The organism is Microbulbifer halophilus (assembly GCF_026183675.1).
Lineage (GTDB): Bacteria > Pseudomonadota > Gammaproteobacteria > Pseudomonadales > Cellvibrionaceae > Microbulbifer > Microbulbifer halophilus.
Genome location: NZ_JAPIVK010000003.1, coordinates 67,219 through 78,661, shown reverse-complemented (window position 1 = coordinate 78,661; position 11,443 = coordinate 67,219). Strand labels below are relative to the sequence as shown.

Sequence of the window (11,443 nt, the reverse complement as noted above, 5' to 3'; positions counted from 1 at the left end):
TCAGATATTCTCCTCGGGCCGCTCGGCCCAGAAGCCCGGCTTCGCTCGGCAGTAGGTGCGTACCGGCAGCACGTCGACCACCGCCCGGTACTTGAGCGCCTTTTCGTAGGTCACCAGCTCGCCGCCGGCGACACCGCGGAACCAGGCGGCGATCACCGGGCCGGTCAGCGGCGAGTCCGCCAGCCGTGCGCCGTCGGATACCGATGCAAAGAGTTCGGCGATACCGTCGATCTGCTCGTTCAGCGCCAGCAGCAGGCGGGCGCCGATGCGCTGGTCCAGCTCATAGGGCGCCAGCAGGTGTTCCGACAGTTGCATGAATTTGCTCAGGCGCGCCGTGGCCAGCGCGTCCGGCGACCACAGCGGCGGCAGCGCCAGGGTGGTGGCGATTAATAGCTGGCTTTTGAGAAAGTGGCGGCGGGAGAGTGGGGACAATTGGATTCTCGCTGTGCCTGTGGATGTACAGCGAGTATAGGAAAGGCGGTCGGTGGGTCTTCGAGAGCCCTCTCCCCCGGCCCCACTGACTCGCGCCGTCCCTGGCGCTCGCCCGCTGCGCGGGCGCCTGCGGCGTCCAAATCCGCTCCCGGCGGATTTGTCCCAAAGGGAGAGGGGAGAAACGGGGCTAATCGAACATATCGGGCTGTTCGGCGGTGATCACGTCGTAGAGCGGCTGGAAGCTGAACAGGCCCGCCAGTTCGGTGCCCACCACGGCGCGGGTGCGGATGGCCACTTCCGGCTCGATCAGCTTCGGCTCTCCGGCGGCCTCGGCCAGCAGTTGCGCCTGGCAGCTGCGCTCCATGGTGATATACCACCAGGCGGCTTCATCCACAGACTTACCCACAGTCAGCAGGCCGTGGTTCTGCAGGATCAGCGCCTTCTTCTGCCCCAGCGCCGCGGCCAATGCCTCGCCTTCGCCCATTTCCAGCACCACGCCGGAGAAGGTGTCGAGCAGACCGTGGTCACCGAAGAAGGCACAGGCGTCCTGGGTGATTGGGTCCAGCAGCCGGCCCAGGGAGGACCAGGCCTTGCCGTACATCGAGTGGGTATGGGCCGCGGCCACCACCTCGGGGCGCAGCTTGTGGATATGGCTGTGGATAGTGAAGGCGGCACCGTTCAGGTAGCCGTCGCCCTCCACAACCTCGCCCTTGTGGTTCACAAGCAGCAGATCCGACATTCTGATCTGCTTGAAGGACACCCCCATGGGGTTGACCCAGAAGTGGTCCTCCAGCTCCGGATCGCGCACGGTGATATGGCCGGCGACCCCCTCGTCGAAACCGAATTTGCCGAACAGGCGGAAGGCGGCGGTCAGCTTTTTCTTGCGCTCGGCGCGCACCTGCTCCGGCGGCTGGGCACTGTCGCCCATCAGCACGCTGACATCGCCGTTCATTACCGCTTCGTTGGTATTCGCTGCTTTCCTTGTTTTCTCCGCAGTGGTCATAACCCGGCTCCCTGATCGTTGTTGTGCCGGGCCCCGTTATAGCACGCTGATCGACTTTTGAGCGAGGGGGAGGGATGGCCCCAACAAGAAAGCCCCGCCGGTCGGAGACGAGCGGGGCTTCTGTGGGCGATATCCGGCAGCCGTCAGAAGTCGGCCTCCAGGCGCAGGGTCGCCAAGCGCGGCTGGCCCAGGTAGTGGGTGCCGCCACCCCAATCCGCCTTCTCTATATACCCCTCGTCGAAAAGGTTCCTGACGGTGAGAAAGGCGCCGAGGTTGTCCCATTCATAGCCGGCGCGCAGGTTCACCAGGGTGCGCGCGTCGTTCTTCGGGTCGAAGTCGGGGTCCTCCTCCGTCAGGCCGGTGCTGTAAGGGTTCGCGAGGGTCGCGGACTCGTCGCGGTAATTGGCGTTGGCGTTCAGCATCAGGCCGCCGTTGCGATAGGTGGCGCCCAGGTTGGCGGTGACCTCGGGCGCACCGACAAAGGATCGGCCGGACAGGTCGTAGGTGGTGGTGTCCCGGACTATCTCGAACTCCTCGAACTCGGTCTTGCTGTAGCCGAGGCCGGCGTAGCCGCTCCAGTGCTCGTCCGCCTGGAACAGCAGCTCCACTTCCGCGCCCTTGACGGTCGAGCTGCCGGAGTTGAGCGTCTCCCGGTCGTAGGTGCTGCTGGACAGCTGCACCGTCACCTGCTGGTCTTCCCAGTCCAGGTAGAAGAGGCTGGCGTTGGCCGCCAGGCGCCCGTCCATCCACAGGGAGCGGAGGGACAGTTCGTAGTTCCAGGTGTATTCCGGGTCGTAGCTATAGGTGGTGGCGCGCGCGATATTGGCGCCCACGCCACCGGAGCGGTACCCCTTCTGCGCGGTAAAGCTGGTGGAGATATCGTCGCTCCAGTGCCAGATGGCGCCGGCCTTGGGCAGCAGGGCGTCGAAGTCCTCGTCCTCCAGCGGTGCCGTGCCGGAGGCCGCATCCGCCATACCGAGGATTCTGGCGTTGAGGCCGGCCACCAGCGCCGCGGTCACCGGGTCGAAGGCGGGGTTGGGCGGGTCCGGCATGTCCTCGCGGTTGACGATGGTGGTGACGGCGCTGTTCGCATTCCCCTGGCGTTCGCGGTCGTAGCGCAGGCCGGCGAACAGATCGAGCTGGTCGCCGGCCCGATAGGTCAGGTCGGCAAACAGCGCCACCGTGCCGACTCCCTGCTCGAGGGTGCGGTCGTCGTCGACGATGACCGGGTCGAGGGGATCGTAGATGGCCAGCACCGCCTGGGCCTGCTCCTGGGTCAGGCCCAGGCCGCCAAATTCCGGCGGTGCCATCAGCAGTGTGGGCACGCCGAGGCGGGCGAAGCTGATGCCCTGGGCACCGCTGCGGTGCGCGTTCACGTCCAGGTCCGAATAGTAGCTGCCGACCACGCCGCGCAGTCTGTCAAAATCGAAGCTCAGCAGGAATTCCTGGCTCAGGGTCTGGTCCACGCGATCATTGGCGAGGGTATGGCCCGGTTCCGGGCCCTGGTCGCCATCCCACCGGTAGCCGTAGTTGACGTCGCTGTAGGTGGTAGTGGAGGTCAGTGCCCAGTTGGCGCCGAGATCGTAGTTCATCTTCAGCACCGCCATATCGGAATCGATAAATTCGCGCATGGGATCGTTGAAAGTGGTGTGCGGATTCGCGAACGGGTCGGCGTCGCCGCTGTTGCTCCAGTCCACACCGTTATCCATTTCGGCCTGAGTCAGGGTGAGCATCGCGCGCAGGTTCGGCAGCGCATCCGGCTCGGCCAGCAGTTTTAGCCGCAGCGTTTCGTCGTGTTTGAAGTCGCTGTTCTCGCCGCGGCTGGTGTTCTCGATATAGCCGTCGAAGTCGCGCTGCTCGGCGGCGACGCGCAGCGCCAGCTGATCCTCGACCAGGCCGCCGCCGAAGGCCACCGCCTTCTCCTCGCGCCCTTCCTCCCCCAAGCCCAGGCGACCCTTGAAGCCCCACTCGTAGCTAGGGTCCTGGGTATTCATCACGATGGCCCCGGCCAGCGCGTTGCGCCCCTGCAGGGTCGATTGGGGGCCGCGCAGCACTTCCACCTGCTGTACATCCCAGGTGGAGAAACCGATCTTCTGAATCAGGCGGTAGGGCAGGGGCGCGCCGTCGGAATAGACACTGGCCAGGTAACTGTTGCCGCCGCCGGACACACTGAAGACATCGATACCGCGGATATTGAAGCCGTTGCCCGGGTTGCGGCTCACGTTGGGGGTGCGGTCCAGCACATCGTGGAAATCGTTGATGTCCTGCTCTTCGATGTCCTCGGCGGTAACCACCCGCACACTGCTCACCGTGTCCTGCAGGCTGCGCTCGGTTTTCTCACCCATGACCATCACTTCTTCCAGTCCGCCGGGCTCCTCGGCCGCCGCGGCGGAAAAGCAGGCGAGAGAGGAGGTGAGGCCGAAAGCGATAGCGCGACACAGGGGATTCGGGGCGAAAGCGACCGCCGCCCCCTTCCTCGATGAGCTCCTCAATGACATTTTTTACTCCGTAATTTTGGCGAGACAGAAAGGAATGGTTGGAAACTGCGCACAATGCTATCATTTGCGAAAATTAATGAGAACAATTATCAATACAAATAGATAGTGCAAAAGTAATGGAAGGACAGCTCGTAAAACTGCTGGCGGCGCTGATGGTCTGCGCCGGCTGCCTGATGACCTACCTGGCATCGAACCGCCAGCGCCTGTTGGCCAAACCAGTCCTCAGGGAGCTCGCGTGGATTACATTTGCGGTATTGCAAACGGCCGCGGTCCTGTTGCTGGCGAGCGTCTATGGCCCGGTGGCCGGCGCCCTGCTGGTACTGGTGCTGGTGATGTGCCTGTGGACCGGCCTGGTGCTGGCCGCCGCGCACCTGCACGGGCGGCCGCTGCTGGTGGGTTCGCTGGCGGCCATTCTGTTTTCTCTGATTATGGTGACCGGATAATGTGGCCCAGATCGATCGCGGGGATTTTCCTCGGACTGCTGATTTCCATCAGCCTGATTCTGAACCTCGTCCAGCTGCTGCCGCTGGCACAGGACGTAAAACTGCTGATCGGGCTGCTGACTGCCTTCGTCCTCTGGGGTGGGATCATGACCTACTGCTACTACAGCCAGTCCATCGGGCGCGCCAGTCTCAACTGCGCCGGGCTACTGGTGGTATCGGGCCTGCTGAACGCGGCACTGCTTTACGGAAATATCTGACGGGATACGGAGATCAATGAGCGAGACAAGCGAAAAGAACGCCGGCATCAGGAATCTGATCGAGGCTCACAGCTGGCTGGGCGTGATCATTTCAGTGGCCCTGTTTATCGTCTTCTGGGCTGGCTCCATCGTGCTGTTTCACCCGGAACTGGTAACCTGGTCCCAGGCTCCCCATTACCAGGTGGATTCCCCGGCAGAGGATATACCGATCCGCCAGATCGTCGAGCGCAAACTGCAGGAGCATCGGCTCAACAACGAAGAGCACCTGACCGTATTGATGGCGGGTGAAGACCGGCCCTTCCACCATGTCTATATCGATCTCGAACCGGAAAAGGGTTACGAGGGCCCGGAACAGGTGGCGGAGCTGGTGGTGGACCCGAAAACCGGCGAAACCCTGGCGGATATCGGGGACTTCTACCTCGCCGACTTCCTGCTGCAACTGCACTACGACCTGCGCCTGCCCGGTGGCTTGTACCTGGTGGGGCTCGCCACACTGATCTTCCTGGTACTGATACTCACCGGCATCATCATCCACGCGCGCAAGCTGTTCAACAACTTCTTCCTCTACCGGGAGAAGAGCAGGCGCAACAGGCTGCTGGACATGCACAATGTCATCGGCGTCACCAGCCTGCCGTTCGGCCTGATGTTCGCCATCACCGGGTTGGTCTTCAATCTGTCGATCATCTACCAGCTCGCCTTTGCCGTGTTCCTCTACGACAGCGACCAGAATGCGCTGCTGGAAGACGCCGGCCTCACCATCATCGAGGAAAAACCCGGCGGCAAGGCGCTGGATATGACCCGGGCCTTCGATCATGTAGCAGAGGTGGAGCGGCAACACGGTGAGCCGGTAGAGATGCTGCGCTTCTACAATTACGGTGATGAAAACGCCGTGGTGCAGATTCGCGCCCGGGATCCGGATGGTTTCGCGCAACGCTACGAACAGTTCTACCACGTCGGCGACGGCAGCTTGATCAGCCAGACCGATGCGCAGAACAACAACGCCGTGCGCCGCGGCCTGGACGTGATGTCCGGCCTGCACTTCGGCCATTTCGCCGGCGTCGACCTGCGTATTCTCTACTTCCTCCTGGGTATGGGCGTGGCTGGCATGATCCTGGTGGGCAACCTTCTGTGGCTGGACAAGCGCGCGCTGCAGAAAAACGTCGGCCCGCGCGGTATCGGCCTGGTGGCCAACCTGACCCTGGGGGGCTGCGGCGGCGTGGTGTTGGCCACAGCGGCGGCTTTCCTCGCCGAGCGGCTGATGCCACTGGGGCTCGAGGCCCGCGGCGACTGGCTCGCGCGGATCTTTGCCATCGGCCTGGGGCTTTCGGGGGTACTCGCCTTTGTCGTGGCCAACAAGCGCCAGTTCCTGCGCCTCAGCCTGTGGATAACCGCGGCGCTATCGGTAATGACCGTGATCGCCGACTGGGCGCTGTTCGGCGGCGAGTTCGGCCAACACTGGCCGACAATGATCGGCGTCGAGACAGGGTTGCTGGTCGTGGCCGGGCTCAGCCTGTGGATTGCCGGGGTGCTCAGGCGCGGGATGGAGCAGCCATCGACGCCTGTGACGATTGTGGCCGAACCGAGCTAGTCGAACTCAGCGACCTCGGGGCAAAGTACAGAGACCAGGAAGCCAACGAAAGTCAATCGTATTGGTACCGATATATCTTTCCCGAGCTTCCCGCTGCCACATAAATATTGCTGTCGACAACTACAAAATCCGACGTAAACCCTAGCACCGGCTTCTGACAAGAAGGTTCAAAACTATTATCAGTCAACGATTCGGTCACACACAACCGACTGCTTTGATCCAAATACGTTAAGTCACCCTCTACAAGATCGATTCCATTTATCTGATTTTGAGTAACATTACTGGCAGAAGGAGTGCTTAATTTAATCTCCTGCTCAGGGTGTAGAGGATTATTAATACTATATTTTTCAATTGCACCGGCTGTAGTGATATATAACTTCTCTTCTAGTATTTTCATGCCTGTAATGGATTGATCTGTAATCTCCAGGCCGGGTTTGTTCACAGCTCCCTCGATATTATCTAAAGTAGCAATTCGCAATTCATAATTAAGGTCAGCCATATACATATATTCGTCATGAACCAGCAATCGCTCTAGCTTGAAATCCTCGTACTCAAACGTAGTGACTTTTGGGCTCACAAAAGGTAAAGTCTTTCTAGCTGGCAGATCGACTAAGTGCGCACCTCCACCTTGAGCAATAAAAAATAACCTCTCCCCCGCAACGTGTAGGCCAAAGCCATAAATAAAATCAGGGTTGATGGCATCAACCTCCATTGAATCAAGTATTTTAATATCTTCGATATCTTCAATATCATAAGCCACCAAACTCTGACTACCGAACCGACCAATAAAACCAAAAAGTATATCATTATCAGTAATTGCAAAATCCCAGAAATCCCCTGGCAATACAGATAGACGATTCAAATCAGTATCGAAGATAGAAATCGGCCCAACACCTTGCTGTGCAAACAGCATTTTTTTATGGGAAATAATCCCTGCTGCTGAACCGACATCATTTACCAGTGAAGTCAGCTCAGCTGAATTAGCCGCGCTTCTGTCCAGGAGGCTGATACCTTGTGAAGTTGTAGATACAAAAATCGAATCATCATGGGTACCAATAGTTAGTGGCTCACCGTGTGCAAGGTTAATAGACTGTGTTTTTTCGAGACTAAGTCCTTCTATTAGATAAACGGCCAAACCATAGTAATCAGACAAATAAAACAGTTCGTTATCTTTCACGACTATGGACTTTCCATATGTGGCACCAACAGTTTCTTGCAATACAGGAAAGTACGGATCGGAAGTATCATAGATTTTTAATCCGGACCTGGAGGCATAATAAAGCGCGCTACCCTTCATTTGAAGAACGGCATTGCCCGATTCACTGCTAAGAGTTTCTGAATTCTCCTCAGAATATACAGTGGTAATATTGTCAACTACGGTAAAATCTAAAACATGAAATCCTGACGGTGTACCTACATAAAGAATCGTACCGTGAGCCAGCAGGCCGGTTACTCTGCCATCTAAGCCCTCGTATTTTCCTATCTCTACTGGATTTCGTGGGTCACTAATATCCAGTATCATAAGACCATTATTCGAGAAACCTAAAAACGCTAAATTATCGGTTAGTTCCAAGCTAATGACAGATTCAAACGTTGAGTTTGCAAAGGAGCCGATACGCACAGGATCTGCGGGGTTTGCTAAATCGTACACATCCAACCATTTACCGTTACCTGCCGCAAACAACTTTCCGTTTTTGATTTTAACAGTATTCGTTGAACGTGAATTTTTAGACGTTTGGGTAGTGTCTATCGAATTTACGCGCTCCAACTTCGATGAATGAACTTCATATATATCAACACCTGCGCCAGCCGCTGCGCAATATATGTAGTTGTCATATTCATCCATATTCAGGCATGACCCGGAACCCCATGTCTTCACCAAGGACATGGTTTTTTCATCAGGTGTGGGTGTGATGATCGGCGCAGATGTTTCAGATTCACCGCCACAACCGCCAACTATTGTAAGGAAAGCGGCTGTTACGAGTTGCTTAGCGATCTTATAATTCAGCATTGGCAGGGTCTTCTTCCTTGGGGTCGAGCGACGGGAGTCAGGTCTTACAATTTCCAGATTGTGTCAAATGAAAGATCTGGCCCCGCTAATGTGCGGAGCCTAAAATTTTGGGTTGGCTGGCTAAGTTTTATGCTCGATACTCCATTCCCCTCTTATTTTTTTGGGAACCGCTGGTAACTCACATATCGGTAGCGGGATTTTTAAAGAAACTACCATCGTAATTTCTGACTGTAAATAGTGGAGTTGCCGGAATAGGCAGTGCTGTGTTCCTATTGAGCTTGGTTGATATTTGCAAGCCGTAATTGAAGCTTGCGTTTTCCCAGTGTCATTGACAAGCGCCATCCATGGCACTCGACTTTCGGTCAGCTTCGCAGTGCAAATCCGCTCTTGGCCGAATTGGCGCGGACACAGGCGAAGGAGAAGCAATCGTTACTCCACCGTCACCGACTTGGCCAGATTCCGCGGCTGGTCCACATCTGTGCCCTTCAACAGCGCCACGTGATAGCTGAGCAACTGCAGCGGCACCGTGTACAGGATCGGAGCCAGGCTCTCGGGAGCATCCGGCACTTCGATCACGGTCAGTCCCGACTCGCTCTCGAATCCCGCCTCGGGGCTGGCGAATACGAAGAGTTCGCCGCCGCGGGCGCGGACTTCCTGCAGGTTGGATTTCAGTTTTCCCAGCAGCTCGTCGTTGGGGGCCACCACCACCACGGGCATGTCCCCATCCACCAGCGCCAGCGGGCCGTGTTTCAGTTCGCCGGCCGGGTAGGCCTCGGCGTGGATGTAGGAGATTTCCTTCAGTTTCAGCGCGCCCTCGAGGGCGATCGGGTATTCGACGCCGCGGCCGAGGAACAGGGTGTGAATCTTTTCGGCGAAGGCCTCGCTGGTGACCTGCACACGGCTGTCGAGACCGGTGAACTGTTCCATCAAGTCCGGCAGTTTGTGCAAGGCGTCCACCAGTTCCGCCTCGCGCGCCGCCGGCAGGCCGTTGATCCTGGCCAGGGCGATGCAGAAGAGTTGCAGCGCCACCAGCTGGGTGGTGAAGGCCTTGGTGGAGGCAACGCCGATCTCCGGGCCGGCCTCGGTCATCAGGGACAGTTCCGACTCGCGCACCAGCGAGCTGTTGGGCACATTGCAGATGGTCAGCGAGGCCAGGTAGCCGAGCTCCTTCGCCTGGCGCAGTGCCGCCAGGGTGTCGGCAGTCTCCCCGGACTGGGAGATGGTGACGAACAGGGTGCCGGGGCGCACCGCCGCCTTGCGGTAGCGGATTTCGCTGGCCACCTCGACGGAGCAGGGCACACCGGCCCAGTCCTCCAGCCAGTAGCGGGCCACCAGGCCGGCGTGGTAGCTGGTGCCACAGGCGACGATCTGCACCTGCTGCACTTCCGGCAGTATCTCGTTGGCGCGCGCGCCCAGCGCCTGGGCCAGCACCGATTTGTCGCCGATGCGGCCGGCCAGGGTGGCCTCCACCACCTGGGGCTGCTCGAAGATTTCCTTCTGCATATAGTGGCGGTAGCGGCCCTTGTCGGCGGCGTCATAGCTGCCGTTCAGTTTCTTCACCGGGCGACTGACTTCCTCGCCGCTCCGATCGCGCACGGCGATGCCGCCGGTGGTGATCTCGGCGATATCCCCCTCTTCGAGATAGATAAAGCGGTCGGTCACCTGGCGCAGTGCCAGCGGGTCCGAGGCGATAAAGTTTTCCTCGATACCGATGCCGATCACCAGGGGGCTGCCGGAGCGGGCGCAGATCAGGGTGTCGGGTTCTGCGGCACTGATGACGCCCAGGGCGTAGGCGCCGTCGAGCTGCTGGGTGGCGGCGGTGACCGCGGCCTGCAGGTTTCTGCCCCCGGCCACCAGCGAGTGGATCAGGTGTACCACCACCTCGGTGTCGGTATCCGAGGCAAACTGGTAGCCCTGTTCCTCCAGTTGTGTGCGCAGCGCCCGGTAGTTCTCGATGATGCCGTTGTGCACCAGGGCGATATCGCCGGACATATGCGGGTGGGAGTTGTCGTCGGACGGCGCGCCGTGGGTGGCCCAGCGGGTGTGGGCAATGCCCAGGCGGCCGGCGGCCGGGGACCCGGCCAGCCGCGCCTCCAGGTCCGCGACCTTGCCCCGGCTCTTGCGCAGTTGCAGTTGGCCGTCGCTGTCCAGCAGGCAGACGCCGGCGGAGTCATAGCCGCGATACTCCAGGCGCCGCAGGCCTTCCAGCAGGATTTCACTGACATTGCGCTGGGCCAGCGCGCCGACGATTCCACACATAGTCCTCTACCTCTGTAATCTGAATGCCGGTTGGGCGAACACAGGGTTCGCCCCGAATGGCACTGAGTTAAACCTAGCTTGATGCGGTGCGCACGGCGCACTCTACTCGACCATCGAGCAGCCGCGAGACTGCTCAGACGTAAGCGCTCACTTCGGCGCAAATGACCCGCACGCCCTGTCGCTCCAACCGGGCGCGAGTGCCGTCCTCCAGGTCGCTGTCGGTGACCAGGGTGTTTACCTGTTCCCAGGGCAGCTCCAGGTTGGGGATGCGGCGGCCGACCTTGCTGGATTCCGCCAGTACCACCACCTGGCGCGCCACTTCCGCCATCACCCGCGACAGGCCGAGCTGCTCGTTGAAGGTGCAGGTGCCGCGCTGCAGGTCGATGCCGTCGGCGCCGATAAACGCCTGGTCGAAGTCGTAACCGCGCAGTACCTGCTCGGCCACCCGGCCCTGGAAGGCCTCGAAATGCGGATCCCAGGTGCCGCCGGTCATCAGCAGCGTGGGCTCGTTTTCCAGCTCGCGCAGGGCGTTGGCTACGTGCAGGGAGTTGGTCATCACCACCAGGCCGCGCTTGCGCTCCAGCTCCGGGATCACCGCCGCGGTGGTGCGGCCGTAGTCGATCACGATGCGGTGGTGATCCGGAATCAACGCCGCCGCGGCGCGGCCGATGGCGCGCTTCACCTCCGAAGGGGCCTCTTCCACCACCAGCTCCCGCGGCACCGGTATCGCACCGCCGTGGCGGCGCAGCAACAGGCCGTGGGTCTCCATGGCAGTCAGGTCCTTGCGAATCGTAACTTCGGAGGTTTCGAACTGCCGCGCCAGTTGTTCGACACTGGCTTCGCCGGCTTCGTTCAGGAGCGCCAGAATCTGGTGGCGGCGTTGCTGGGTGTTGCGTTTCGACATGATCCATTAAATTTCGATATGAAACTTAACAATAGCAAAACGAAAGCG

General features: G+C 59.6%; 9 protein-coding genes. 3 read left to right on the top strand and 6 right to left on the bottom strand.

The genetic code is table 11. The annotated features are described in order from the left end of the window. The 3 genes from OQE62_RS02405 to OQE62_RS02395 form a co-directional block, all read right to left on the bottom strand. Positions 1 to 432, bottom strand: coding sequence for a sugar dehydrogenase complex small subunit (locus tag OQE62_RS02405; protein WP_265720395.1), 432 nt, complete (start codon positions 430 to 432; stop codon positions 1 to 3). A 187-nt stretch (positions 433 to 619) separates the two neighbouring features. Then, positions 620 to 1,435: a class II aldolase/adducin family protein gene (locus OQE62_RS02400; RefSeq protein WP_265720394.1), complete on the bottom strand. Its 816-nt coding sequence runs from the start codon at positions 1,433 to 1,435 to the stop codon at positions 620 to 622. Positions 1,436 to 1,578: 143 nt separating this feature from the next. Continuing rightward, complete coding sequence (locus tag OQE62_RS02395; RefSeq protein WP_265720393.1) at positions 1,579 to 3,933, bottom strand: TonB-dependent receptor; 2,355 nt, start codon at positions 3,931 to 3,933, stop codon at positions 1,579 to 1,581. A gap of 116 nt (positions 3,934 to 4,049) precedes the next feature. On the opposite strand from OQE62_RS02395, the gene OQE62_RS02390 reads away from it, so the two are divergent. The 3 genes from OQE62_RS02390 to OQE62_RS02380 are packed head-to-tail and all read left to right on the top strand — an operon-like array spanning position 4,050 to position 6,221. Beyond that, a complete protein-coding gene (locus tag OQE62_RS02390) occupies positions 4,050 to 4,376 on the top strand; it encodes a hypothetical protein (RefSeq protein WP_265720392.1) in 327 nt (108 codons plus the stop codon). Further along, positions 4,376 to 4,633: a hypothetical protein gene (locus tag OQE62_RS02385; protein ID WP_265720391.1), complete on the top strand. Its 258-nt coding sequence runs from the start codon at positions 4,376 to 4,378 to the stop codon at positions 4,631 to 4,633. The genes OQE62_RS02390 and OQE62_RS02385 overlap by 1 nt, the downstream gene beginning before the upstream one ends. A 16-nt stretch (positions 4,634 to 4,649) precedes the next feature. Next, positions 4,650 to 6,221 carry a PepSY-associated TM helix domain-containing protein gene (locus tag OQE62_RS02380; protein WP_265720390.1) on the top strand — a complete coding sequence of 524 codons (1,572 nt, stop codon included), beginning with the start codon at positions 4,650 to 4,652 and terminating at the stop codon, positions 6,219 to 6,221. Between the two features lie 52 nt (positions 6,222 to 6,273). Here OQE62_RS02380 and OQE62_RS02375 read toward each other — a convergent pair whose 3' ends face one another. The 3 genes from OQE62_RS02375 to OQE62_RS02365 form a co-directional block, all read right to left on the bottom strand. After that, a complete protein-coding gene (locus tag OQE62_RS02375) occupies positions 6,274 to 8,232 on the bottom strand; it encodes an LVIVD repeat-containing protein (RefSeq protein ID WP_265720389.1) in 1,959 nt (652 codons plus the stop codon). Positions 8,233 to 8,661: 429 nt separating this feature from the next. Then, positions 8,662 to 10,491: a glutamine--fructose-6-phosphate transaminase (isomerizing) gene (gene glmS, locus OQE62_RS02370; protein WP_265720388.1), complete on the bottom strand. Its 1,830-nt coding sequence runs from the start codon at positions 10,489 to 10,491 to the stop codon at positions 8,662 to 8,664. A gap of 133 nt (positions 10,492 to 10,624) precedes the next feature. Next, a complete protein-coding gene (locus OQE62_RS02365) occupies positions 10,625 to 11,395 on the bottom strand; it encodes a DeoR/GlpR family DNA-binding transcription regulator (protein WP_265720387.1) in 771 nt (256 codons plus the stop codon). Positions 11,396 to 11,443: the final 48 nt, after the last annotated feature.

Bases quoted from the DNA above. Each gene is read 5' to 3' on its own strand.
- OQE62_RS02400 (WP_265720394.1), bottom strand. From the start codon at position 1,435: ATGACCACTGCGGAGAAAACAAGGAAAGCAGCGAATACCAACGAAGCG.
- OQE62_RS02395 (WP_265720393.1), bottom strand. From the start codon at position 3,933: ATGTCATTGAGGAGCTCATCGAGGAAGGGGGCGGCGGTCGCTTTCGCC.
- OQE62_RS02390 (WP_265720392.1), top strand. From the start codon at position 4,050: ATGGAAGGACAGCTCGTAAAACTGCTGGCGGCGCTGATGGTCTGCGCC.
- OQE62_RS02385 (WP_265720391.1), top strand. From the start codon at position 4,376: ATGTGGCCCAGATCGATCGCGGGGATTTTCCTCGGACTGCTGATTTCC.
- OQE62_RS02380 (WP_265720390.1), top strand. From the start codon at position 4,650: ATGAGCGAGACAAGCGAAAAGAACGCCGGCATCAGGAATCTGATCGAG.
- OQE62_RS02375 (WP_265720389.1), bottom strand. From the start codon at position 8,232: ATGCTGAATTATAAGATCGCTAAGCAACTCGTAACAGCCGCTTTCCTT.
- glmS (WP_265720388.1), bottom strand. From the start codon at position 10,491: ATGTGTGGAATCGTCGGCGCGCTGGCCCAGCGCAATGTCAGTGAAATC.
- OQE62_RS02365 (WP_265720387.1), bottom strand. From the start codon at position 11,395: ATGTCGAAACGCAACACCCAGCAACGCCGCCACCAGATTCTGGCGCTC.